The organism is Pseudomonas sp. LPH60, assembly GCF_030718165.1.
Taxonomy (GTDB): domain Bacteria; phylum Pseudomonadota; class Gammaproteobacteria; order Pseudomonadales; family Pseudomonadaceae; genus Aquipseudomonas; species Aquipseudomonas danubii.
Window position 1 is genome coordinate 750,437 of sequence record NZ_JAVAJH010000003.1, and the last position, 24,862, is coordinate 775,298.

24 protein-coding genes are annotated in these 24,862 nt (G+C 61.6%); 10 read left to right on the forward strand and 14 right to left on the reverse strand.

The annotated features are described in order from the left end of the window. The first annotated feature begins 165 nt into the window (after positions 1-165). From Q8O96_RS13895 to Q8O96_RS13915, 5 genes are all read left to right on the forward strand, one after another. A complete protein-coding gene (locus tag Q8O96_RS13895) occupies positions 166-1,659 on the forward strand; it encodes an RNA polymerase factor sigma-54 (RefSeq protein WP_102861151.1) in 1,494 nt (497 codons plus the stop codon). A gap of 125 nt (positions 1,660-1,784) precedes the next feature. Then, positions 1,785-2,090 carry a ribosome hibernation-promoting factor, HPF/YfiA family gene (gene hpf / locus Q8O96_RS13900; protein ID WP_016966642.1) on the forward strand — a complete coding sequence of 102 codons (306 nt, stop codon included), beginning with the start codon at positions 1,785-1,787 and terminating at the stop codon, positions 2,088-2,090. A 12-nt stretch (positions 2,091-2,102) separates the two neighbouring features. Further along, positions 2,103-2,567 carry a PTS IIA-like nitrogen regulatory protein PtsN gene (gene ptsN, locus Q8O96_RS13905; protein WP_011059267.1) on the forward strand — a complete coding sequence of 155 codons (465 nt, stop codon included), beginning with the start codon at positions 2,103-2,105 and terminating at the stop codon, positions 2,565-2,567. A 2-nt stretch (positions 2,568-2,569) separates the two neighbouring features. After that, a complete protein-coding gene (gene rapZ / locus Q8O96_RS13910) occupies positions 2,570-3,427 on the forward strand; it encodes an RNase adapter RapZ (RefSeq protein WP_016966640.1) in 858 nt (285 codons plus the stop codon). A 16-nt stretch (positions 3,428-3,443) separates the two neighbouring features. Continuing rightward, positions 3,444-3,716 (forward strand): HPr family phosphocarrier protein, encoded by a 273-nt coding sequence (locus tag Q8O96_RS13915; RefSeq protein ID WP_041115979.1) that lies wholly within the window; start codon positions 3,444-3,446, stop codon positions 3,714-3,716. 29 nt (positions 3,717-3,745) lie between these two features. On the opposite strand, the gene Q8O96_RS13920 is transcribed toward Q8O96_RS13915, so the two are convergent. The 6 genes from Q8O96_RS13920 to pmbA form a co-directional block, all read right to left on the reverse strand. Continuing rightward, positions 3,746-4,639, reverse strand: a complete 894-nt coding sequence (locus Q8O96_RS13920) for a ZIP family metal transporter (protein WP_207815829.1) — start codon at positions 4,637-4,639, stop codon at positions 3,746-3,748. Between the two features lie 33 nt (positions 4,640-4,672). Next, on the reverse strand, positions 4,673-5,284 hold the full coding sequence (locus Q8O96_RS13925; protein WP_102861149.1) for a superoxide dismutase: 612 nt from the start codon (positions 5,282-5,284) through the stop codon (positions 4,673-4,675). A 1-nt stretch (position 5,285) separates the two neighbouring features. Continuing rightward, positions 5,286-5,735: a hypothetical protein gene (locus tag Q8O96_RS13930; RefSeq protein ID WP_102861148.1), complete on the reverse strand. Its 450-nt coding sequence runs from the start codon at positions 5,733-5,735 to the stop codon at positions 5,286-5,288. Between the two features lie 27 nt (positions 5,736-5,762). Further along, positions 5,763-7,139, reverse strand: a complete 1,377-nt coding sequence (locus tag Q8O96_RS13935) for an aspartate ammonia-lyase (RefSeq protein WP_305948963.1) — start codon at positions 7,137-7,139, stop codon at positions 5,763-5,765. Beyond that, positions 7,132-7,527 (reverse strand): FagA protein, encoded by a 396-nt coding sequence (locus Q8O96_RS13940; RefSeq protein WP_102861146.1) that lies wholly within the window; start codon positions 7,525-7,527, stop codon positions 7,132-7,134. The genes Q8O96_RS13935 and Q8O96_RS13940 overlap by 8 nt, the downstream gene beginning before the upstream one ends. A 237-nt stretch (positions 7,528-7,764) precedes the next feature. Then, positions 7,765-9,111: a metalloprotease PmbA gene (pmbA, locus tag Q8O96_RS13945; RefSeq protein ID WP_102861145.1), complete on the reverse strand. Its 1,347-nt coding sequence runs from the start codon at positions 9,109-9,111 to the stop codon at positions 7,765-7,767. A 108-nt stretch (positions 9,112-9,219) separates the two neighbouring features. Here pmbA and yjgA point away from each other — a divergent pair, with 108 nt between their 5' ends. Next, on the forward strand, positions 9,220-9,741 hold the full coding sequence (gene yjgA / locus Q8O96_RS13950; RefSeq protein ID WP_102861144.1) for a ribosome biogenesis factor YjgA: 522 nt from the start codon (positions 9,220-9,222) through the stop codon (positions 9,739-9,741). 48 nt (positions 9,742-9,789) lie between these two features. On the opposite strand, the gene tldD is transcribed toward yjgA, so the two are convergent. From tldD to mreB, 8 genes are all read right to left on the reverse strand, one after another. Next, positions 9,790-11,232 (reverse strand): metalloprotease TldD, encoded by a 1,443-nt coding sequence (gene tldD, locus Q8O96_RS13955; protein WP_102861143.1) that lies wholly within the window; start codon positions 11,230-11,232, stop codon positions 9,790-9,792. Positions 11,233-11,258: 26 nt separating this feature from the next. Then, positions 11,259-12,098, reverse strand: a complete 840-nt coding sequence (locus Q8O96_RS13960) for a carbon-nitrogen hydrolase family protein (RefSeq protein ID WP_102861142.1) — start codon at positions 12,096-12,098, stop codon at positions 11,259-11,261. A 58-nt stretch (positions 12,099-12,156) separates the two neighbouring features. Further along, on the reverse strand, positions 12,157-15,960 hold the full coding sequence (locus tag Q8O96_RS13965) for a YhdP family protein (RefSeq protein ID WP_102861141.1): 3,804 nt from the start codon (positions 15,958-15,960) through the stop codon (positions 12,157-12,159). Between the two features lie 75 nt (positions 15,961-16,035). Next, positions 16,036-17,493: a ribonuclease G gene (gene rng / locus Q8O96_RS13970; protein WP_102861140.1), complete on the reverse strand. Its 1,458-nt coding sequence runs from the start codon at positions 17,491-17,493 to the stop codon at positions 16,036-16,038. A gap of 56 nt (positions 17,494-17,549) precedes the next feature. Then, a complete protein-coding gene (locus Q8O96_RS13975) occupies positions 17,550-18,155 on the reverse strand; it encodes a nucleoside triphosphate pyrophosphatase (RefSeq protein ID WP_102861139.1) in 606 nt (201 codons plus the stop codon). A gap of 43 nt (positions 18,156-18,198) precedes the next feature. After that, the gene (gene mreD, locus Q8O96_RS13980; RefSeq protein ID WP_102861138.1) at positions 18,199-18,690 is read right to left on the reverse strand and encodes a rod shape-determining protein MreD; all 492 of its coding nucleotides are present in this window, start codon (positions 18,688-18,690) and stop codon (positions 18,199-18,201) included. After that, positions 18,690-19,787, reverse strand: coding sequence for a rod shape-determining protein MreC (gene mreC / locus Q8O96_RS13985; RefSeq protein ID WP_102861137.1), 1,098 nt, complete (start codon positions 19,785-19,787; stop codon positions 18,690-18,692). Before mreC ends, mreD begins: the two co-directional genes overlap by 1 nt. Positions 19,788-19,929: 142 nt before the next feature. Continuing rightward, the gene (gene mreB, locus Q8O96_RS13990; RefSeq protein WP_002555108.1) at positions 19,930-20,967 is read right to left on the reverse strand and encodes a rod shape-determining protein MreB; all 1,038 of its coding nucleotides are present in this window, start codon (positions 20,965-20,967) and stop codon (positions 19,930-19,932) included. Positions 20,968-21,178: 211 nt separating this feature from the next. Here mreB and gatC point away from each other — a divergent pair, with 211 nt between their 5' ends. From gatC to Q8O96_RS14010, 4 genes are all read left to right on the forward strand, one after another. Further along, complete coding sequence (gene gatC, locus Q8O96_RS13995) at positions 21,179-21,466, forward strand: Asp-tRNA(Asn)/Glu-tRNA(Gln) amidotransferase subunit GatC (protein WP_011059250.1); 288 nt, start codon at positions 21,179-21,181, stop codon at positions 21,464-21,466. 16 nt (positions 21,467-21,482) lie between these two features. Beyond that, a complete protein-coding gene (gene gatA, locus Q8O96_RS14000; RefSeq protein WP_207167064.1) occupies positions 21,483-22,934 on the forward strand; it encodes an Asp-tRNA(Asn)/Glu-tRNA(Gln) amidotransferase subunit GatA in 1,452 nt (483 codons plus the stop codon). Positions 22,935-22,944: 10 nt separating this feature from the next. Next, the gene (gene gatB / locus Q8O96_RS14005; RefSeq protein WP_102878366.1) at positions 22,945-24,390 is read left to right on the forward strand and encodes an Asp-tRNA(Asn)/Glu-tRNA(Gln) amidotransferase subunit GatB; all 1,446 of its coding nucleotides are present in this window, start codon (positions 22,945-22,947) and stop codon (positions 24,388-24,390) included. A gap of 82 nt (positions 24,391-24,472) precedes the next feature. Further along, entirely contained in the window at positions 24,473-24,853 is a 381-nt protein-coding gene (locus Q8O96_RS14010; protein WP_110596015.1) for a septal ring lytic transglycosylase RlpA family protein, read from the forward strand. The last annotated feature ends 9 nt before the right edge of the window (positions 24,854-24,862 follow it).

Below are 24,862 nucleotides of genomic sequence, written 5' to 3' on the forward strand. Positions count from 1 at the left end.
TAGATGCCAGAGCGCCAGGAACAATAAATCCCTACTGATTTTATTGTTACAGCGCTCTAGGCAAACACTTCAGTTTCAGGCATATAATTTGCTTATGTTTGGCGCTCCGGCGCCCTGTAGTGGATGGCGCATGTGCGCCGGCAAATAAGGTGTTAAGCCCCTGCCATGAAACCATCGCTAGTCCTGAGAATGGGCCAGCAGCTGACGATGACACCGCAGCTGCAACAGGCCATCCGCCTGCTCCAATTGTCGACCCTGGACCTGCAACAGGAAATCCAGGAGGCCCTGGAGTCCAACCCGATGCTCGAACGCCAGGAAGATGGCGAAGACTTCGACAACAGCGACCCCTTGGCCGACAACACCGAGTCCAAACCCAACACCGAGATTCAGGAACCCTCCTACCAGGAAACCGCCCCCACGGTGGACAACCTCGAGGAAGGCGAATGGAACGAACGCATCCCCAACGAGCTACCGGTGGACACCGCGTGGGAAGACGTCTACCAGACCAGCGCCAGCAGCCTGCCCAGCAGCGATGACGATGAATGGGACTTCACCACTCGCACATCGGCCGGCGAGAGCCTGCAAAGCCACCTGCTCTGGCAACTGAACCTGGCGCCAATGTCGGATACCGATCGCCTGATTGCCGTGACCCTGATCGATTGCATCAACAATCAGGGTTACCTGGACGAAACCCTTGAGGAGATTCTCGAGGCCTTCGATCCGGAGCTGGACATCGAGCTGGACGAGATCGAAGCCGTCCTGCACCGCATCCAGCAGTTCGAGCCGGCCGGCATCGGCGCCCGCAACCTGGGTGAATGCCTGCTGCTGCAACTGCGCCAACTGCCAGCGAAAACTCCCTGGCTGAGCGAAGCCCAGCGCCTGGTCAGTGACTACATCGACCTCCTGGGCAGTCGCGACTACAGCCAGCTGATGCGCCGCATGAAGCTCAAGGAAGACGAACTGCGTCAAGTCATCGAGCTGGTGCAGAGCCTCAATCCGCGCCCGGGCTCACAGATCGAATCCAGCGAAGCCGAGTACGTAGTACCGGACGTCATCGTGCGCAAGGACAACGAGCGCTGGCTGGTGGAGCTGAATCAGGAATCGGTGCCACGCCTGCGGGTCAACGCACAGTACGCCGGCTTTGTTCGCCGCGCCGACACCAGTGCCGACAACACTTTCATGCGCAATCAGTTGCAGGAAGCTCGCTGGTTCATCAAGAGCCTGCAGAGTCGCAACGAAACCCTGATGAAAGTCGCCACTCAGATCGTTGAGCACCAACGAGGCTTCCTGGAGTACGGCGACGAAGCCATGAAACCTCTGGTTCTGCATGACATCGCTGAAGCTGTGGGCATGCACGAATCGACCATTTCCCGTGTAACCACGCAAAAATTCATGCATACCCCCCGGGGCATATATGAACTGAAATACTTTTTCTCCAGCCACGTCAGCACCTCCGAAGGCGGCGAATGCTCGTCCACGGCGATCCGCGCGATCATCAAAAAACTGGTGGCTGCGGAAAATCAGAAAAAGCCGTTGAGTGACAGCAAGATCGCTGGTTTACTGGAGGCACAAGGCATTCAGGTAGCCCGTCGTACCGTCGCCAAGTACCGCGAATCCCTTGGGATCGCGCCTTCCAGCGAACGGAAGCGGTTGATGTAGCCGCAGGGCTGGCCACAGCGTTTCAGAGTGTGTTTGAAACAGGCCGAAAGTCGGTTTCAAACGCGGTCTAGGTGGCAGGCAACCCAGCCTGTCGCGTTATGCACTGGCAACGAAGGAGAAGCTGTATGCAAGTCAACATCAGTGGACACCAACTCGAAGTGACTGAACCTCTGCGCGCTTACATCGGCGAGAAACTCGACCGGCTGGAGCGGCACTTCGACAAGATTACCAATGTGCAGGTCACCATGGCTGTCGAGAAGCTGAAACAGAAAATCGAAGCCACCCTGCACATCCACGGTGGGGAGGTCGTCGCCAATGCAGAACATGACGATATGTATGCCGCAATTGACCTGCTCACGGACAAGCTTGACCGCCAACTGAAAAAGCATAAGGAAAAGCAACTCCACCTTCTCCAAGGCACGGGTCGCTAACACTCCCCTCCCATGATCCGACTTGAAAGTATCCTGACCCCCGGCCGTTCCCTGGTGAACGTGCCGGGCGGCAGTAAAAAACGCGCCCTCGAACAAATTGCCAACCTGATCAGCCGCGAAGTGCCTGATCTGGAGATGCAGGATGTCTTCGAGAGCCTGATCGCCCGTGAAAAACTCGGTTCCACCGGTTTTGGCAACGGCATCGCCATTCCCCACTGCCGCCTCAAAGGCTGTGAGTCGCCTATCAGTGCATTGATGCACCTGGACGCTCCGATCGATTTCGACGCCATCGACGGTGCCCCCGTGGATCTGCTGTTCGTCCTCCTGGTTCCGGAAGCCGCCACCGACGCACACCTGGAACTGCTCCGGCAGATCGCCAGCATGCTCGATCGCAAGGAAGTCCGTGACCGGCTGCGCAGTGCCACCAGCAATGAAGCCTTGTATCAGGTTGTCCTGGACGAGCAAAACGGTCAGTAACCATGCGCTTGATCATTGTCAGCGGCCGCTCCGGCTCAGGTAAAAGCACCGCCCTCGATGTTCTTGAGGACCACGGCTACTACTGCATCGACAACCTTCCCGCCGGCTTGCTGCCCGAGCTGGCCGAGCGCGCGTTGATTCACACGGAACTGGCACAACCTCTGGTAGCGGTTTCCATCGACGCCCGAAACCTGCCCAGCCATCTGTCGCGCTTCCCCGAGTTGCTGGAAGAAGTGCGCAGCCGGCATATCCAGTGCGACGTGCTCTATCTGGACGCCGATGAGGAAACCCTGCTCAAGCGCTTCTCGGAAACCCGGCGGCGCCACCCGCTGAGCAGTGCCAATCGCTCGCTTGCTGAAGCCATCCACGATGAGACTCAACTGCTGGGGCCGATCGTCGATCTGGCCGACCTCAAGGTCAACACCACCAATCTGAACCTCTACCAATTGCGGGACACCATCAAGCTGCGCCTGCTGAACCAACCCGAACCCGGGACCGCGTTCCTGGTGGAGTCTTTCGGTTTCAAGCGCGGCATGCCGGTGGACGCCGACCTGGTGTTCGACGTGCGCTGCCTGCCCAATCCGTACTGGAAGCCCGAACTGCGCGCCCAATCCGGTCTGGACGCTCCCGTGGCCGAATACCTGGCCGCACAGCCCGATGTCGAAGAAATGTTCCAGGACATCGAAAGCTATCTGCTCAAGTGGCTGCCACGCTTCGCTGCCAGCAACCGCGCCTACGTGACCATTGCCATTGGCTGCACCGGCGGACATCACCGCTCCGTGTACCTGACCGAGCGCCTGGGCAAGGTGTTGCAAAAAACCCTGAAGAACGTCCAGGTTCGCCACCGCGACCTTAGCTGAAAGGATCTACCCCGCGATGCCAGCTCTGGAAATCGAGATCATCAACAAACTGGGTTTGCACGCCCGCGCTTCAGCCAAATTCGTCGGTGTAGCGGGACAGTTCCCCTGCCAGATCCGCGCCGGCAGGAGCCCGGAGTCAATGGTGGACGGCAAAAGCATCATGGCCATGATGATGCTCGCCGCAGGCAAGGGCACCAAGATCCATCTGAAGACCGAAGGCGAGCAGGAACAGGAAGCGCTGAATGCGCTGGTGGCATTGATCAACAACTACTTCGACGAGGGCGAGTAAGCCCCTGCGGGCCACTCGCCAAACGGCCCTCAGGCAAGCGCCGTGTCCATCACCATCATCAGGCAAAAGCCGATGCACAATCCGAGGCTGGCGAGCTTTTCGTGACCATTGCGGCGGGACTCGGGAATCACTTCGTGAGTCACCACCAGCAACATGGCTCCCGCCGCCAAGGCCAACCCCAGCGGCAGCAGCACCTGCGCCAGACTGACCAACCAGGCACAGAGCAAGGCAAAGACCGGCTCTACCAAGCCTGAAGCGGCGCCAATCAGAAATGCCCTGACCCGCGACATCCCCGCCCCCGCCAGCACCAGAGCGATCACCAGCCCCTCCGGTACATCCTGCAGGGCAATCCCCATGGCCAAGCTGTCCGCGTCCGCCATGCCGCCCCCTGCCGACACCCCCACCGCCATGCCTTCCGGAATGTTGTGGGCAATGATGGCGAAGACAAACAGCCAGATGCGTGGCGCAATCACCGGACGCTCCGCCGTACCTACCAGCACTTCAGGGCTGGCTCCCGACACCTTGCGATCCACCAGGAACAAGCCAAAAGCCCCCAGCATGATGCCGGCGCAAACCAGGCCACTGGAGCCCCAGGCAGACAAGCCCAAGTCTTGAGCAGCGGCAATACCGGGAACGATCAGCGAAAACGCCGTCGCCGCCAGCATCACCCCAGCGCCAAAACCCAGCAACGTATCGCTCACGGCCATCGGCATTCTGCGGATCACCAGCACCGGGACCGCCCCCAGTGCCGTGCCCAGTGCGCAAAGCGACCCACCCTGCAAGGCGCGCAACAACCTTGGCTCCAGATCCAGCCAGCTCAGCCCTTGAGCCACCAGCAGCGCAGTGCCCGCCAACAGCAACAGCGAACCGAAGGCATAACGAAACATCCGTCCGCTGCTGATCGCCAGTGTTTCAGTGCCCATAGTCGGCCTTAGGTCTTGTTATGAATGGAGGTATCAGGCCATCGCGGCCTGATAGCGTTGAGCGACTTCCGGCCAATTGATCACGTTGTAGAACGCATTGATGTATTCCGGCCGACGGTTCTGATAACGCAGGTAGTAGGCGTGCTCCCACACGTCCAGACCGAGAATCGGCGTGTTGCCATTCATCAGCGGGCTGTCCTGGTTACCGCTGCTTTCCACCAGCAGCTTTTTCTCCGGAGTCACGCTGAGCCAGGCCCAGCCACTGCCGAAACGGGTCAGCGCAGCCTTAGTGAACGCCTCCTTGAAGCGCTCGAAACCACCCAGCTGCTGCTCGATTGCCTGAGCCAGGGCACCCTCGGGCTTACCGCCGCCGGCCGGGGTCATCACCGCCCAGAACAGCGAATGGTTGGCGTGGCCACCCCCTTGGTTGATCACCGCGGCCCGAAGTTTTTCCGGCAGTTGCTGGACGCTGGCCACCAGTTTTTCGACTTCCCAGCCCGCCCATTCAGTGCCTTCTACAGCGGCATTGAGATTGTTGATGTAGGTCTGGTGGTGCTTGCTGTAGTGAATCTCCATGGTCTGCGCATCGATGTGCGGCTCCAGGGCGTCGTAGGCATAAGGCAGTGCAGGCAAGGTAAAGGACATATCAATGGGCTCCGTAAGAGGGGCTGTCGGCTAGCGGGCTGTCGGCTGACAGGCCCGCGACGTTGCTGTCCAGCAAACGATGAGTACGGGGGTATTCACCGTGATCACCGATGAAATTCAGCAGTTCGACGTAGGTCTTGCTGCTCTGGCGCAAAGCCGCCTCGCGCAAGGCCGGGCTGAGGCGGCTGTCCTGCATGGTCTGCAGCAGGCGCTGGTGGATCGCGCAGAGGTACTCTGCGCTCTCCTCCGGCTGGTTCAGGCGCAAATGCAGGTCCGCCAGGTTGTGATGGGAAATCACACAGGCTGCCACCGCCTCGTCAGCATCCCCCCAGCGCTCGAACAACACCTGCGCCAAGGCCAGTGCCTGCAGGTAGAACTCGCGAGCATCCACCAGTTCGCCCTGCATAAAGAGGCGATTGGCCCTTTCGATCGTGCGTTTCCAGTGCTCCATGGTGAGCCTCCAAAGCGGTGTTGGGAGTTAAACGCCGCCTGCGGTGAGTTTTTCCGGGTCCAGCAGGACCTCAAGCTGGCTGCGTGGCAGATCAGTGAGTTCAAGTGCCACGTCGATCACCGGGCGACCTTGCCTGTAGGCAGTCTTGGCAATTTCAGCGGCCTTCTGATACCCAATGATCGGGTTCAGAGCAGTCACCAGGATCGGGTTGCGTGACAGTGCTTCCTTGAGCTTGGGCTCGTTGACCTTGAAGCTGGCAATGGCCTTGTCCGCCAACAGGCGACTGGAGTTGGCCAGCAGTTCAATGCTACCGAGCAGGTTCTGGGCAATGATCGGCAGCATTACGTTGAGCTCGAAGTTGCCCGATTGCCCGGCCACGGTGATGGTGCTGTCGTTGCCAATGACTTGGGCCGCGACCATCGCCACGGCTTCCGGAATCACCGGATTGACCTTGCCCGGCATGATCGACGAGCCCGGCTGCAGCCCCTCCAGCTCGATCTCGCCAAGCCCCGCCAGTGGACCGGAGTTCATCCAGCGCAGGTCGTTGGCGATCTTCATCAACGACACCGCAGTGGCCTTGAGCTGGCCGGACACCGTGACCGCCGTGTCCTGTGAGCCGATCAGGGCGAACAGGTTCTTGCCCGGGGTGAACTGCACCTGGGTCAGCTTGCTCAACTGCCGGCTGAAGCGCGCAGCGAACTCGGGGTGAGCGTTGATTCCAGTACCCACGGCGGTGCCGCCCTGAGCCAGGGCCTGCAGGCTCGGTAGCAGGTCCTGCAAGTGAGCAATATTGGCCTTGAGCTGCTGCGCCCAACCGTCCAGCACCTGGCTCATTCGCACCGGCATGGCATCCATCAGGTGGGTACGACCGGTCTTGATGAAGGGATGTACCTGCACCGCCTTGCGCTCGATGACCTCCACCAGATGCACCAGTGCCGGCAGCAGTTGCTCATGCAGGGTCAGGGCTGCGCTGACGTGAATGGTGGTGGGAATGATGTCGTTGCTGCTCTGACCACAGTTGACGTGGTCATTGGGATTGACCGGCTCGCCCATCAGGCGGCTGGCCAAGGTCGCCAGCACTTCGTTGGCGTTCATGTTGGAACTGGTACCGGAGCCGGTCTGGAAGATATCCACCGGGAAGTGCTGCATGAAGTCACCCTCCAGCAAGCCCTGGGCGGCATCGACAATGGCCTTGCCCTGGGATGCGCTGAGCTGCCCAAGCTCGACGTTGGCCTCGGCCGCTGCAGCCTTGGCCAGAATCAGGGCACGAATGAAGGCTGCCGGCATGCGTTGCCCGCTGATGGGAAAGTTATCCACCGCGCGCTGAGTCTGCGCGCCATACAAGGCCTGCTCCGGGACCTGCAGTTCGCCCATGCTGTCTCGTTCGATACGGGTATTACTCATCGGGAAATCCTTGCACCAGTTCAATCAGAGGAATGGAAGGCAACAGCGAGCAGGTCGCCAGTTGCCAGGCATGGCTTTGCCAGCGCTTGAGCCGGCACTTGCACAAAGACAACCGCTCCATGTCACGCAATGGCCGCCAGGCCTGATCCAGGCACAGGCTGCGCCAGTGCCAGGGCAGCGCAGTATCGGTAGCGGTATCGATCAACAAACGGAAGGAGGTTTCAGCGACGGTCCAGGCCGACATCGCGGTGCAGCACGCCAGGTAGCGGCCCTCGGCGAGGTAATGCTCGATCAGACGCGGTTCGTCCGGTTCCAGTGCGCAACGGATCTGGCGACTCATCCAGCGCCAGCTTTCGAGGTAGGGCTGCTCGTGCAAGGCAGAACTCATGACCTGGGCTCATTGAATAATGATTTTCATTATTAAATGATATTGAGAATCAAATCAATCTGACTTGTACGAATTTTGCCCAACTCTTGTAGGAGCCGACTTGGCGGCGAATGAGCCCCTGAGCCTGGTATCGAGCGTCAGGACGCCTTCGCTGGCAAGCCAGCTCCTAGAAAGCGCCAGGCACAAAAAAACGCGCCACCCGGGGAGGTGGCGCGTTGGGGTGACCCAGGAGGGCGGTCAGCTACCAGCGACAGTCATGCGTTCGATCAGCACCGAGCCGGTGCGGATGTTGCTGCGCAGTTCCAGGTCGTTACCCACGGCAATGATCTGCTTGAACATGTCCCGCAAATTCCCGGCAATGGTGACTTCCTGTACCGCGAACTGGATCTCGCCATTCTCGACCCAGAAACCCGCCGCACCACGGGAGTAATCCCCGGTGACCATGTTCAGGCCATGCCCCATCAGCTCGGTCACCAACAGGCCACGCCCCATACGCCGCAGCAGCGCCGCCTGGTCTTCATCGCCATGGGTGACGAACAGGTTGTGCACGCCACCGGCGTTGGCGGTGCTCGGCATGCCCAGCTTGCGACCCGAGTAGGTACCCAGCACATAGGACACCAGTTCACCGTCCTTGACGAAAGGCTTGGCGTAAGTGGCCAGGCCGTCACCATCGAACGCCGAACTGCCCATGGCGCGCATCAGGTGCGGACGCTCATCGATGGTCAGCCACTGGGGAAACAGCTGTTGGCCCAAGGCGCCTTCAAGGAAGGATGACTTGCGATACAGATTGCCGCCGGAAATCGCGCCGAGAAAACTGCCGAACAGGCCGCCGGCCAGTTCCGCGGAAAACAGCACCGGCACTTCGCAGGTCGGCACCGGGCGGGCGCCAAGTCGACTGGCTGCGCGTTGGGCAGCACGCTGACCAATGCTCGCAGGGTCGGCCAGCAACTGGCCCTGGCGATTGACGTCATACCAGTAGTCACGCTGCATCTGGCCGTCAGCCTCGGCAATCATCACGCAGCTCAGACTGTGGCGAGTGGAGGCATAACCACCGATAAAACCGTGACTGTTGCCATACACCCGGCAGCCCTGATGGGTGCTCAGGGTGGTGCCGTCGGCATTCTTGATCCGGCTGTCGGCGGCAAAGGCCGCAGCTTCACAGGCCAGGGCCTGTTCGATGGCCTGCTCTGGGGTGATGTCCCAGGCATGGAACAGGTCGAAGTCCTGCAGGTCCTTGGCCATCAAGGATGCATCGGCCAGCCCCGAGGCTTCGTCTTCGGAGGTGTGCTTGGCGATTGCCAGGGCCGCGGCCACGGTTTCACGAATGGCCTCGGGGCCGCTGGCAGAGGTGCTGGCCGAACCCTTGCGCTGGCCCACATAGAGGGTGATGCCAAAGCCCTGGTCGCGGTTGAACTCCACGGTTTCCACTTCCCGCTGGCGCACCGAAGTCGACAGGCCCTGCTCCAGAGACACCGCTACTTCGCAGGCACTGGCCCCCTGGCGCTTGGCCTCGGCAACGATCTGCTCGACTTGCTCCTGCAGGGCCGGCAAAGCCTGTGGGCCGACGCTTTGTGCTGCACTCATGCTGTTCTCCACTCAAATTCTGCTTTCGATTAAGGCCGGCGAGCGACCGGGCCGGACAAGCGGCCCTCGACTGGTTATCATGGCGGCGTTTCTTTGCGGACTGCCACCATGGTTGATTCTTACGACGACTCCCTCGATGGGGAGAAAAGCAAATCCCAGGTCAAACGCGAGCTGCATGCTCTGGTTGATCTCGGCGAGCGCCTTACCACTCTCAAGCCTGACTTGCTGAACAAACTGCCGTTGACCGACGCCTTGCGCCGGGCCCTGGCGGATGCGCCCAAGCACGTCGCCCATATCGCCCGAAAGCGCCACCTGCAATTCATCGGCAAGCTGATGCGTGACCAGGACACCGACGCGATTCTGCAACTGCTCGACCAACTCGACGCCTCCACCCGGCAGTACAACGAACGTTTCCATAACCTGGAACGTTGGCGTGACCGCCTGATCGGCGGCGGCGATGACGTTCTGGAAAAGTTCGTCAGTGAATACCCGGACGCCGATCGCCAGCAACTGCGCTCCCTGATTCGTCAGGCCCAGCACGAGGTGGCCCATAACAAGGCACCGGCCTCCAGCCGTAAAATCTTCAAGTACATCCGCGAGCTGGACGAGACCCAACGCGGTCTGCGTTAAGTCCTCCACGGGTGAGCTGCCCAGCAGTTCACCCGGCGCCCTCTTCTCTTATGCCCCTGTGCCACCCACGGTGATCGCATCGATCTTCAAGGTTGGCTGACCGACGCCTACCGGCACTGATTGCCCGTCCTTGCCACAAGTGCCAACGCCGCTGTCCAGGGACAAATCGTTGCCCACCATCGACACTCGGCTCATCGCTTCAGGACCGTTGCCAATCAGGGTCGCGCCCTTGACCGGTGCGGTGATCTTGCCGTCTTCGATCAGATACGCCTCGCTGGTGGAAAACACGAACTTGCCGCTGGTGATGTCCACCTGGCCGCCGCCAAGGTTGGCGCAATAGATGCCTTTCTTCACCGAGGCGATGATTTCCGCCGGATCGCTTTCGCCAGCCAGCATGTAGGTGTTGGTCATGCGCGGCATCGGCAAGTGCGCGTAGGACTCACGACGCCCGTTGCCAGTGCGGGCCACGCCCATCAGGCGGGCATTGAGTTTGTCCTGCATATAGCCCTTGAGCACACCGTTCTCGATCAGGGTGGTGCATTCGGTCGGGGTACCTTCGTCGTCCACACTCAGGGAGCCGCGACGCCCAGCCAGGGTGCCATCGTCGACGATGGTGCAAAGCTTGGAAGCCACCCTCTCGCCCATGCGGCCGCTGTAGGCCGAGCTGCCCTTGCGGTTGAAGTCGCCTTCCAGGCCGTGGCCCACGGCTTCGTGCAGCAGCACACCGGACCAGCCGGAGCCGAGTACCACCGGCAAGGTGCCCGCCGGTGCCGGAATGGCTTCGAGATTGACCAGGGCCTGACGCAGCGCTTCACGGGCATAGCCCATGGCCCGATCTTCAGTGAGGAAATAGCGGTAATCGGTACGCCCGCCGCCACCATGGCCACCGCGCTCGCGGCGGCCATTCTGCTCGACGATGACGCTGACGTTGAAGCGCACCAACGGCCGCACATCCGCCGCCAGGCCGCCGTCCGTCGAGGCCACCAGAATCCGCTCCCAGACCCCGGCCATGCTCACGCTGACCTGCTGGATACGCGGGTCCAGAGCACGAGTCGCCGCGTCCACTCGCTTGAGCAGTTCGACTTTCTCGGCCCGGCTGATGACTTCCAGAGGATTGTCCGGCGCATACAGTTGCGCCACGTCCTGGCTGGTGAAGGCCTGCACCGTACCGTTCTGTCCGGCCCGAGAGATCGAACGCGCAGCACGGGCCGCCAGTCCCAGGGCTTCCAGGGTGATGGCGTTGCTGTAGGCAAAGCCGGTCTTCTCCCCGGACTGCGCACGCACACCCACCCCTTGGTCGAGGTTGAAACTGCCTTCCTTGACGATCCCGTCTTCCAGGGACCAGGACTCGGAAATCTGCCCCTGGAAATACAGGTCGGCGGCATCGATGCCCGGGCCGGCCAGATCCCCCAGCACGCCCTGCAAGCTTTCGATGGTCACGCCGCCAGGGGCTAGAAGATGTTCACTGACTGAGGACAACAACCCGCTCATATGCTTTGGCCTTAAATTCGTCGTACTTATGCAAGCCGTTGAACGCCTTGCGAGAAAATGCGCCGGTGACTGACCACCGGCATCCGCGCCCGAATGGACGCCTGTTCACTGCTGTCGCGCTCGGCCAACAGCACGCCCTCACCTTGATCCTGCTCCGCCAGCACGCGTCCCCATGGGTCGACGATGGCCGCATGGCCGTAGGTTTCCCGTGGGCCGGGATGCACGCCACCCTGGGCCGCCGCCAGCAGGTAGCACTGGGTTTCAATGGCCCGGGCCCGGATCAGCACCTCCCAATGGGCGGCGCCGGTCACCGCGGTAAAAGCCGAAGGCGCGGTAATCAGTTCAGCGCCGGCGGCGCGCAATTCGCTGTACAGCTCGGGAAAGCGCAGGTCATAACAAACCGTCAGCCCCAACCGACCCACCGGCGTATCCGCCACTACCACGCGGTCTCCATGAGCATAGTCATCGGATTCGCGATAGCGTCCGCGATTGTCCGCCACGTCGACATCGAACAGATGCAGCTTGTCGTAGCGCGCCACAATCTGTCCCTGATCGTCCACCAACAATGAACAGGCGTTGGCCTTGGCCTCGGGCTGATCCTCGGGGGGCAGCGGCAAGGTGCCGGCCACTATCCATAACCTGAGGTCGCGGGCGGTCTGTTTCAACCATGGCAGGATCGGACCTTCGCCCAGGGCTTCGGCGCGACCGATGGCTGCCATGTCGCGGCGGCCCATGGCGGCGAAGTTTTCCGGCAGCACGGCCAGCTTGGCGCCAGCAACGGCGGCTTGCTCAAGCAGGCTCCGAGCCTGGTTCAGATTGGCCAGCACATCGCTCTGACTGACCATTTGAATCACCGCAAGAGACATGGCGAACTCCTTGTAGGGTAGGCCGCCATGCTACTCCATAGGCACGAATCGAGGATTCTCAAAACGGCTTGTCGAAGGTGATTTGGGGATCTTTCCACGGGCCTTTGACGTTGTATTTGACGCTGGCAAAGCGCGCCACGCGGTCTCCGATCAGCTTGTCGATCAGGAACAACGCCCCGCCCACCGCAGGCGCCCCGACGATCAGCGCGGCAATCGGCAGGTTGTTGGTGACCGGCAGGGTCACCAGCAGCTTGGCGTCCACCTGATCGGCCACCATATCCAGGGTGCCATTGAGCTCCAGATTGCTCGACGGCCCCGTGAGGGTGATCGGCTCGCGAGTGACATACACGCCATTGCTCGCCGCCAGCACGCCCTTGACCCGGTCATAGCTCAAGCCCTTGCCGAACAGGTCGGAGAAGTCCAGGCGCAGGCGCCGGCCGATGGAGTTGAAGTTGAGCAGGCCGAATACCCGCAGGGCCTGGGCCCCGCCTTCGACTTCAACGAACTGTCCCTTGCGCAGGGTGGCGTCCAGGCTGCCGGAGAAGCGCTTCAAGCCCACCCAGGCCGGTGAGCCCGGCCAGCGGCCATCGACATCCAGGTGAAAGTCTTCACTGGTTACGGTCGGTGCGAAGCCCCAGCCCTTGAGCACATCCGCCAGGTTCTTGCCACCAATACGGCCACGGTACCAACTGCTGCTGGCACCGGCCTGACCTTCCCAGCCCCCCTCGCCTTGCAACTGCATGCCCTTGAGGCCCAGGTCCAGGCCATTGAAGACCATGCCCTTGGCCGTCGGCCGAACCTTGAGCGCCCAGCGACCGATCAGGTCCTGGCCCTGGAACAGTTGGGCAATGGAAATATCCAGGGGCGGAACGTTCTTCGGGTCCACTGAAGCCAAAGGATCAGGTGCATTTTCATCGGTCTGGGCCGTCGGGTCGGCGGCCGGCAGGCGTACGTACGCCATGTCGATGACCATTGGCGCCACCTTGGCATCGGGAATCCCGACTTTGCCCTTGGCCTGTTGACTGTCGATCTGCAGCTCCCAGGCAGAGGGCTTGCGGCTCAGCAGCAGGTTGACCTGATCCAGCGAGGTGCCGAAGGCGCTGAGCTTGCCGACCTTGAAGTCCGCACTGCTGAGCAACTGCTTGGCGCTGCCCCCCGGGTCCTTTCCAGCATAGCGATCCACCAGGGCCTTCCACGGTTCCACATCCAGCTCGGAGAGGATCCCCCGTACCCGCAGCCCTTTGCCAGGAGGCAGCAAGGCCGCACCATCGCCGAGGAACAGTTCGCCCCGACCCTCGGCGAGCTTGCCGCTGGGCGCCGCGAAAGTGAAGTCGGCCAACTCGCCGTATTTGAACCAGTAGCGCCGCTCGGCCCCTTGCAGGGTCATGCGAAACACACTGTTACGCCCGGTGCTGGCAGCCATGCCAAACGGCGCCGGCAGGTCCACCGCCACGCCCTTGAGGCTGGAGTTGACCATCAATTGACTGTCGGCACCGTCAAGGTTCAGTTGCAACTGAAAGGGCACTTCGCCGGACACCGGCAACGGCTGGCTGACTTTCAACCAGTCGGTGAGTTTCTTCACCGTAACCTGGCCCTTGGCAACCACCCGGGTATTGGGCTTGCCTGGCTTGCCATCGGCAAAGATCTGCGCCGTGACCGGCCGATCGAAAGCCTGGGCGCTGATGCCTGTACCGCTCAGGCCCCTGGCACTGTCAAAGCGGAAGTCGCCCTTGAGCTGGGTCAGTTCCAACTCGGGTTCACTGAGTTTGAGGCGCGCCTTGTCAGTCTTGAAGTCCACCAGGATCTTCGGTTCCTCGCCCTTGACCAGGGGGATGTCCAGGTTCAGCTTGCCTTGCAGGTCACCCTCGCCCTGCCAGCCGGCAAAGGTCGATGCGGTGCCGATCGGTGCTTCCTGCAGAATCTTCACCCCGTCACCCAGGCCGCCGGCAAAACTGCCGTCGATGAACATGTGGCTGCTCTGACCGGCAACGGAATGGGGAATGTTGACGAAAACATCCCGCACCTTGGTATCCAACAGCTGCCCCTTGCTGGCGACGATGCGTACGCCGCTGTCTTCGACGAACACGTCGCCGCTGATCTTGCTCAGGTGCGGCCAGCCCGGCTGGAACGCCAGTTCGGCGTCATGCACCTTGAAGAACAGGCTGATGCTGCGAGCCGCCTCGATAGCGTCATGGTTCAGCGAACCCTGGTATTGGAAGAACCCCTCATCCACCGCGCCCTTGAGGATCGCCGTACGCAGCCATTCATCCAGCGCCGGACTGAGCACCTGGGGCAGGTACTTGGCGGTGTAGCGCCCATCGCCGTCCACCAGGCCGACCCGCAGGTCCATGTAGTCTTCCTGGCTGTGGTCGAAGTGCAGCCGGATCAGGAAATCGCCGGCAATCTTGCCCTCTTCCCCCAGCACCTTGAGGTAGGGCGCGATCAGGGTGAAACCTTGTTTGTCGAGTTTCCAGGTCAGGGTGGCGTTGGCCTGGATGTACTGCCAGGGCTTGGCGAAGATCGGGTACAGGTGCAGGGAGAAATCCTTGCTGTCCATGCGCAGCTCGCCCTTACCCAGGTCGCCGCTGATGCTGCCACTGACGTTTCGCGCCGCCGGAGCGCCGTGATAGGCGTCGAAGCCGACCCGATCAAGGTTGGCGGCAAAGCTCAGCCGCTGGTCGCCGGTGTTCTGGGGGCGATAGTCGAGCAGCACATTGCGCAGCCCGCCGCTAACCTTCAAGCGCTCGATGGTGGTGGCCAGGCCTTGCGGCAAAGGTGCCAGGGCATTGAGGATCGGCGTGAGCGGCGTCAGGTCCAGGCGGTCGGCTTGCAGATGCCAGAGTTCTTCACGGTTATCGCCGGCCTGGGTTTGCTGCAGTTGCAGGCGCGATTCCCAGCGGGTTTCGCCAAGGCTCAGCGCCAGGGAATCGAGTTGTACCTGCAGGCCCTGATCGCTGCGCTGGAAGAAGGCATTCAACGCCAGATTCTTCAGGGTGACTGGCGTGCGCTCGGCATAGGCGCCGCTGAGCTGTGGCGCATTCAAGCGCAGCGCCGCGCTCTGCACTGTGCCCTTGGCCCAGGTCAGCCACAGCTCGCCACCGGCCTTGAGTTCGGAGAGTTTCCATTGCTGAGTGACACGGGCTGGCAGCCAGCGCGACCAGTCACTTTGCGGCAGGCTCAGGTACAGCTCGGCCCGGGCGTCGCGCCATGCATCCGCCTGGATGCGTGTGCGCAGGTTGACGGCCAAGGGCTGCCCGTCCGGCAGGGTCAGGCGCAGGTCCAGGCGCTGGCGGCTGGGACCGGTGCGCAGATTGAGTCCGACATAGGTCAGGGCCAGCGGCGAATGATCCTGCGGCAGCAAAGTGACTTGGCTGTCCAACAGGGAGAGTTCCGCGACTTGCTGCAAGCGAGTCAGCAGTTGTCCCGGATCCATGGGTTGGTCCTGCTGCATTGGCAGGCCTTGCAATTGCCATTGGCCGTCCGCGCCTTCCTTGAGGCTCAGACTCAGACCGCTGAGCTCCAGGCGCCCTATGCGCAGGTCACGGGCCAACAGGCTGCCGAGCATGTCCGGGGCCACGCTGACCTGGTCCAGGCGCAGGGCGTTGGCCCCCTCGCCCACCATCACATCGTGTGCCAGGAGAATCGGCGACAGTCCGCTCCAACGCCCTTCCAGGCTACCGATATGCACCGGCAGCCCCACGGCCTGCTGCACCTTGGCTTCGACCTCGGCCTGGTACTCAGCCACCAGCGGAGTCAGTTCCCGACCCAGGCTGACGTACAAGGCCGTCACCACCAACAGCAACGCGCAGGCACCCAGCCCCCAGCGAATCAGCGTGGTGAACAAGCGGATCAGCCGCTCCATCTCAGTTGGCTCCCATGGCAAAAGTCATGCAAAAAGCTGAAGCCAGCCGTTTCCAGTGGTGTAAAACACGGGAAATCAGAGCAGCACCACGTCGTATTGTTCCTGGGAGTACATGGTTTCGACCTGGAACCTGATGGTACGGCCGATAAAACCTTCCAACTCCGCCACATTGCCCGACTCTTCGTCCAGCAGACGATCCACCACTTTCTGATTGGCCAGCACTCGATACCCTTCTGCCTGATAAGCCCGGGCCTCACGGAGGATTTCACGGAATATTTCGTAACAGATGGTTTCCGGGGTCTTCAGCTTGCCCCGTCCCTGACAACTGCTGCAGGGCTCGCAGAGCACCTGCTCCAGGCTCTCGCGCGTGCGTTTGCGGGTCATCTGCACCAGGCCCAGTTCGGTGATGCCGATGATGTTGGTCTTGGCGTGATCGCGCTCCAGTTGCTTCTCCAGGGTCCGCAGTACCTGACGCTGATGCTCCTCGTCTTCCATGTCGATGAAGTCGATGATGATGATCCCGCCCAGGTTGCGCAGGCGCAGCTGCCGGGCAATGGCGGTAGCGGCTTCGAGGTTGGTCTTGAAGATGGTTTCCTCAAGATTGCGATGACCGACGAAGGCCCCGGTGTTGACGTCGATGGTGGTCATGGCTTCCGCCGGGTCCACCACCAGATAACCACCGGACTTGAGTGGCACCTTGCGCTCCAGGGCCTTCTGGATTTCATCCTCGACGCCGTACAGGTCGAAGATCGGCCGCTCACCGGGGTAGTGCTCCAGGCGATCGGCGATTTCCGGCATCAGCTCGGCAACGAACTGAGTGGTCTTCTGGAAGGTTTCCCGGGAGTCGATGCGGATCTTCTCGATTTTCGGGCTCACCAGATCCCGCAGGGTACGCAGCGCCAGGCCCAGGTCTTCGTAGATCACATTGGGCGCGCCAATGGTCTTGATCTGAACGCCGATCTGATCCCAGAGCCGACGCAGGTAGCGAATGTCCATCAGGATCTCATCGGCACCGGCGCCCTCGGCGGCAGTACGCAGGATGAACCCGCCCGCCTCCTTGATGCCTTCCTGGGCCACGCAGTCGCTGACCACCTGCTTCAAGCGCTCACGCTCGGCTTCATCCTCGATCTTCAGCGAGATGCCGACATGGGCGGTACGGGGCATGTACACCAGATAACGTGAAGGAATCGACAACTGGGTGGTCAGTCGGGCGCCCTTGGTGCCGATGGGGTCTTTGGTGACTTGCACCACCAGGCTCTGCCCTTCATGCACCAGGGCACTGATGCTTTCCACCGCCGTACCTTCACGGGTGGAAATTTCCGCAGCATGAATAAACGCTGCGCGGTCCAGGCCGATATCGACGAAGGCGGCCTGCATGCCAGGCAATACCCGCACCACCTTGCCTTTATAGATGTTGCCAACGATACCGCGGCGCTGGGTCCGTTCGACGTGAACCTCTTGCAGCACTCCGTTTTCGACCACCGCCACCCGTGATTCCATCGGCGTGATGTTGATCAGAATCTCTTCACTCATGGCAGTGTCTCGTTCAGGCGTGTTCATAGAAGGCCGCAGCAGTCGGGTACGGCGCTTTAGCGCACTGGAAGGTTTTGCCAACAGGGTATGCCGAAATGGCCAAGCAGTTCTGCGGTTTCGCACACCGGCAAGCCAACCACAGCGGAGTAACTGCCATTGAGCCCTGACACAAACACCGCCGCAAGCCCCTGGATTGCATAACCGCCGGCCTTGTCCCGAGGCTCGCCGCTGGCCCAGTAGATGCTCGCTTCCTCAGGGGAGATGGCGCGAAACCGCACCAGGCTGCGCACCACTCTCGACTCGCAGCGCTCCCCGTCGAGCAGGGCAATGGCGGTCAACACTTCGTGCTCGCGCCCGGCCAGCGCCATGAGCATCGCCAGGGCGTCGGCCTGGTCCAGCGGTTTGCCGAGGATCCGCCCGTCCAGCACCACGGCCGTATCGGCTCCCAGCACACAGGCCGGGGCCCGGGATTCGCTGCTGGTGATCAGGGCGCGCCCGGCCGCCGCCTTGCCACGGGCAAGACGCTCGACATAAGCCGCAGGGGATTCATCAGCCAGCGGAGTTTCATCGATGTCCGCGCTGATGGCGGTGAAGGGCACACCGATCTGGGTGAGCAGCTCACGCCGACGGGGCGAACCGGAAGCGAGGTAAAGCGGATTCATCAAGACATCTCCCTGTCGAGGTGCGGGCCAATGCCTGACCGAATTAATTGATTTTGAAACGTCGGCGCAACCCACGCAGGCCAAAGCTGACCCACGGCCACAACAGCGCACTGACCAGGGCTGGCAGGACCAGCGCCAGGGTCGGCTGGCGATTACCGGTCAGGGCACTGAGCCAGAGTTGGACCAACTGCGCCAAGCCAAAGATCACCAGGATCACCAAACTCTGCTGCCACATCGGGAACATCCGCAGACGCTGTTGCAGGGACAGCACAAGGAAGGTAATCAGCGTCAGGATCAAGGCGTTCTGCCCCAGGAGCGTGCCGTAAAGCACATCCTCCGCCAGCCCAAGGCACCAAGCCGTGACCATGCCCACCTTGTGCGGCAGGGCCAGGGCCCAAAAGGCCAGTAGCAGGGCCAGCCATAGCGGGCGCAGGATTTCCATGAACTGAGGCAAAGGCGACACACTCAGCAGCATGCCGATCAGAAACGTCAGCCAGACGATCCAGCCGTTTTGCGAATAGGTGCTACCCGCCATTATTCTCTTCCTCCGGTGGTGGCCGGTGCCGCAGCCGGAGGCTTGGCCGCCGCCGGTTTCACCACAGGTTTATTGACCGGCTTGGCCGGAGCATGGGCGGCCGGTTTGACCGGAGTCGCTGGTGCAGTCGCGGGGGCGCTGGCAGGGGCTGCGGTCGCAGCTGGAGTCACCGCAGGCTTGGGCACCGTGGTCGGCACCACCGGGGTGGTATTGCCACCCTGCTGGTCCTGGGCTTCCTGAGCCTGGGCCGCATCATTGGCCCGCTCTTCGGCCGTGCGCGGATCACTGAATACCAGTAACAGGTAACGGCTGCGGTTCAGCGCGGCAGTGGGCACCGCTCGCACAATGGCGAATGGCTGACCGGAATCGTGGATCACTTCCTTGACCGTGGCCACCGGATATCCAGCGGGGAAACGCTGGCCAAGGCCCGAACTGACCAGCAAATCGCCTTCCTTGACATCGGCGGTGTCGGCCACGTGGCGCAACTCCAGGCGCTCCGGGTTGCCAGTGCCACTGGCAATGGCACGCAGGCCATTGCGATTGACCTGTACCGGAATGCTGTGGGTGGTGTCGGTGAGCAGCAGCACGCGGGACGTGTAGGGCATCAACTCCACCACCTGTCCCATCAGGCCACGGGCATCGAGCACCGGCTGACCGAGAAAGACGCCATCGCGCTCACCTTTATTGATGATGATGCGGTGGGTGAAGGGGTTCGGGTCCATGCCGATCAACTCGGCCACTTCAACCTTCTCGTTGACCAGTGCCGAAGAGTTGAGCAACTCGCGCAGACGCACGTTCTGCTCGGTCAAGGCGGCAAGCTTTTGCATGCGCCCCTGCAGCAGCAGGTTTTCGGTCTTGAGTTTTTCGTTTTCAGCGACCAGCTCGGTGCGACTGCCGAATTGACTGGCAACGCCCTGCCATAGCCGCTGCGGCAGGTCGGTGATCCAGTAGGACTGCATCAACACCAGCGACATCTGGCTACGCACTGGCTTGAGCAGTGTGAAGCGGGCATCGACCACCATCAGTGCGACCGACAGTACGACCAGCACCAGGAGGCGCACGCCCAATGAGGGGCCTTTGGCGAAAAGCGGTTTAATAAGCCGCTCCTCCCAGGCAAATGTTGTGTTTATTCATACGGCATCAAACCGGCCTGGATGCAGATTGACAGAAGATAAACGCCACAGGCAGCACTGCAAAGTGCTGCCTGTGAGCGCAACAGCATAGATGCAACCGGCGAAGTTACTCGCTGGAGAGCAGGTCCATGGTGTGTTTGTCCATCATTTCCAATGCACGGCCACCGCCGCGAGCAACACAGGTCAGCGGATCTTCGGCAACGATCACCGGCAGACCGGTTTCCTGGGCCAACAGCTTGTCCAGATCACGCAGCAGAGCGCCACCACCGGTCAGCACCAGGCCGCGCTCGGCGATGTCCGAAGCCAGTTCCGGAGGCGATTGCTCCAGGGCACTTTTCACCGCCTGAACGATGGTTGCCAGGGACTCCTGCAGAGCCTCCAGCACTTCATTGGAGTTCAGGGTGAAGGCACGTGGCACGCCTTCAGCCAGGTTACGGCCGCGTACGTCGACTTCACGCACTTCGCCGCCTGGATAGGCAGTACCGATTTCCTGCTTGATGCGCTCAGCGGTGGACTCACCGATCAGGCTGCCGTAGTTGCGACGCACGTAGGTGATGATGGCCTCGTCGAAACGGTCGCCGCCAACACGTACGGATTCGGCGTAAACCACACCGTTCAGGGAGATCAGGGCGATTTCAGTGGTACCACCACCGATGTCCACGACCATCGAACCACGGGCTTCTTCAACCGGCAGGCCGGCACCGATCGCAGCGGCCATTGGCTCTTCGATCAGGAACACTTCACGGGCACCGGCGCCGAGGGCCGACTCACGGATGGCACGACGTTCAACCTGGGTGGACTTGCATGGAACGCAGATCAGCACACGAGGGCTGGGCTGCAGAAAGCTGTTTTCATGAACCTTGTTGATGAAGTACTGCAGCATCTTTTCGCAGACGCTGAAGTCGGCGATCACGCCGTCCTTCATCGGACGAATGGCGGCAATGTTGCCCGGAGTACGACCGAGCATGCGCTTGGCCTCAGTACCAACCGCAACAACACTTTTCTGATTACCGTGGGTCCGAATGGCCACAACCGATGGTTCATTCAGGACAATACCGCGCTCGCGCACGTAAATAAGGGTGTTGGCAGTGCCCAGGTCAATGGAAAGATCGCTGGAAAACATGCCACGCAGTTTCTTGAACATGGGAAAGGGACCCTAGGCAACGCGTGGGTAAAAAAGTGCGGCAAACTCTAACAACGACAGGGATTTTGGGCAAGGCGCCAATATGTTAAATTGGCCGCTTTTCTGTGCACCAAACCCCACAATCGCGGCCATAAGACCGTAGAAATGCGGTAGTGTTCCGACAATCTAACACGCGGACGAAATCCGTTTTTGTTTTCCACTGGAGAATCCCATGGCGCTTGAACGCTCCGACGTGGAAAAAATCGCTCATTTGGCCAGCATCAAGCTCAATGAAGGCGATCTTCCACACATCACCTCCGCCCTTAACAGCATTCTCGGGCTGGTGGATGAAATGCAGGCAGTCGATACCGATGGTATCGAGCCCCTGGCCCACCCTCTGGAAGCCAGCCAGCGCCTGCGCGCAGACGTTGTGACCGAGTCCAATCATCGCGAGGCCTATCAGTCCATCGCACCAGCGGTCGAAAGCGGCCTGTATCTGGTTCCGAAAGTCATCGACTAAAGGGAAAGAGCCTGCAATGCACCACATGACTCTGGCCGAGATCGCCCGCGGCCTCGCCGACAAGAAGTTTTCCTCTGTAGAACTGACCCAGACCCTGCTGGCGCGCATCGCTCAGTTGGATCCGCAGATCAACAGTTTCATCAGCCTCACCCAAGACCTGGCCCTGGGCCAGGCCAAGGCCGCCGACGAACGTCGCGCCAACGGTGAGAGCGGAGCCCTGCTGGGCGCACCGATCGCCCACAAAGACCTGTTCTGCACCCAAGGCATCCGCACCAGCTGCGGTTCGAAGATGCTCGACAACTTCAAGGCGCCCTATGACGCCACCGTGGTCGCCAAGCTGGCCGCGGCCGGGGCCGTGACCCTGGGCAAGACCAACATGGACGAATTCGCCATGGGCTCGGCCAACGAGTCGAGCTGGTACGGCGCAGTGAAAAACCCGTGGAACCTGGAGCACGTGCCCGGCGGTTCGTCCGGAGGTTCCGCCGCCGCCGTAGCCGCGCGCCTGCTGCCTGCGGCCACCGCCACCGACACCGGCGGTTCGATCCGCCAGCCCGCCGCCTTCACCAACCTCACCGGCCTGAAGCCGACCTACGGTCGCGTTTCCCGCTGGGGCATGATCGCCTACGCCTCCAGCCTCGATCAGGGCGGCCCACTGGCCCGCACCGCCGAAGACTGCGCGATCCTGCTGCAAGGCATGGCCGGCTTCGACCCGAACGATTCCACCAGCATCGATGAACCGGTGCCGGACTACAGCGCCGGCCTCAGCGGCTCGCTGCAGGGCCTGCGCATCGGCGTGCCGAAGGAGTACTTCAGCGCCGGTCTCGACCCGCACATCGCCGAACTGATCCACAACAGCATCAAGGAGCTGGAAAAGCTCGGTGCGGTGATCAAGGAAATCAGCCTGCCGAACATGCAGCACGCGATTCCCGCGTACTACGTGATCGCCCCGGCGGAAGCCTCCTCCAACCTGTCGCGTTTCGACGGCGTGCGCTTCGGCTACCGTTGCGAGAACCCGGCCAACCTTGAAGACCTGTACAAGCGCTCCCGTGGCGAAGGCTTCGGCAGCGAAGTGCAGCGCCGGATCATGGTCGGCGCCTACGCGCTGTCCGCCGGCTACTACGACGCCTACTACCTCAAGGCGCAGAAAATCCGTCGCCTGGTGAAGAACGACTTCATGACCGCTTTCAACGAAGTCGACATCATCCTCGGCCCGACCACGCCCAACCCGGCCTGGAAGCTCGGCGCCAAGAGCAGCGATCCGGTCGCCGCGTACCTGGAAGACGTCTACACCATTACCGCCAACCTCGCGGGCCTGCCGGGCCTGTCGATGCCGGCCGGTTTCGTCGACGGCTTGCCGGTCGGCGTGCAACTGCTCGCCCCGTATTTCCAGGAAGGCCGCTTGCTCAACGTTGCGCACCAGTATCAGTTGAACACTGACTGGCACACCCGCACCCCAACCGGCTTCTGAGGAGACACACATGCAATGGGAAGTCGTGATCGGGCTGGAGATTCATACCCAGCTCACCACTCAATCGAAGATTTTCTCCGGTAGCTCCACCGCCTTCGGTGCCGAGCCCAACACCCAGGCCAGCCTGATCGACCTGGGCATGCCCGGCGTACTGCCAGTGCTGAACCAGGAAGCGGTGCGCATGGCGGTGATGTTCGGCCTGGCGGTAGACGCCGAGATCGGCCAGCACAACGTGTTCGCCCGCAAGAACTACTTCTACCCAGACCTGCCCAAGGGCTACCAGATCAGCCAGATGGAGCTGCCAATCGTTGGCAAGGGCCACCTGGACATCCCTCTGGAAGACGGCACCATGAAACGCGTCGGCATCACCCGCGCGCACCTGGAAGAAGACGCCGGCAAGAGCCTGCACGAAGAGTTCAACGGTGCCACCGGCATCGACCTGAACCGCGCCGGCACGCCGCTGCTGGAAATCGTGTCCGAGCCGGACATGCGCAGCGCCAAGGAGGCCGTGGCCTACGTCAAGTCGATCCACGCGCTGGTTCGCTACCTGGGCATCTGCGACGGCAACATGGCCGAAGGCTCGCTGCGTTGCGACTGCAACGTCTCGGTCCGCCCCAAGGGCCAGGTCGAGTTCGGCACCCGCTGCGAGATCAAGAACGTCAACTCGTTCCGCTTCATCGAGAAGGCGATCAACAGCGAGATCCGTCGCCAGATCGATCTGATCGAAGACGGCGGCAAAGTGATCCAGCAGACCCGCCTGTACGACCCGAACAAGGACGAAACCCGTCCGATGCGCAGCAAGGAAGAAGCCAACGACTACCGTTACTTCCCCGATCCGGACCTGCTACCCGTGGTTATCGAGGATTCCTTCCTCGACCAGGTACGCGCCACCCTGCCAGAACTGCCACCGCAGAAACGCGAGCGCTTCCAGGAGCAGTTCGGCCTGTCGGTCTACGACGCCAGCGTCCTGGCCACCAGCCGCGAGCAGGCGGACTACTTCGAGAAAGTCGCCAGCATTGCCGGTGACGCCAAGCTCGCCGCCAACTGGGTCATGGTCGAACTGGGCAGCCTGCTGAACAAGCAGGGCCTGGAAATCGACGCAGCCCCGGTCTCGGCCGAACAACTGGGCGGCATGCTGCTGCGGATCAAGGACAACACCATCTCCGGCAAGATCGCCAAGACCGTGTTCGAAGCCATGGCCAATGGCGAGGGCAGCGCCGACGAGATCATCGACAAGCGCGGCCTCAAGCAAGTCACCGACAGCGGCGCGATCTCCGCGGTGCTGGATGAAATGCTCGCGGCCAACGCCGAACAGGTCGAACAGTACCGCGCCGCCGACGAGGCCAAGCGCGGCAAGATGTTCGGCTTCTTCGTCGGCCAGGCGATGAAAGCTTCCAAGGGCAAGGCCAACCCGCAACAGGTCAACGAGCTGCTGAAAAGCAAGCTCGAAGGCTGATCGAAAAATGCAGCCTTGGCTTGTCAGTCGAAATTGCGGGGATGCAAGCCCGTCTTCGCTGGCAAGCCAGCTCCTGCGAATAATGACTCCCCGTCCCTGGTTCGTGGCCTGTGCCCTGCTCGCTCTGCTCACGGGCTGCGCCAGCAGCCATATCATCGACCCTCGAGGTTATGACCAGACCGGGACAGCCTCCTATTACGGCGCCCGCCATCATGGCAAACGCACCGCCAGCGGCGAGCCCTTCGATCAGAACGGCCTCACTGCGGCCCATCGCGAACTGCCGTTCGGCACCCGAGTGCAAGTCACCAACCAGGGCAACGGCAAAAGCGTCGTGGTCCGTATCAACGATCGTGGCCCGCACACTCGCGGCCGCCTGATCGACTTATCCCGCGCTGCCGCGCAACAGCTGGGCATGCTGCGCAGCGGCACCGCCAAAGTACGCATCCAAGCCCTCAGCGACTGAACGACGGAG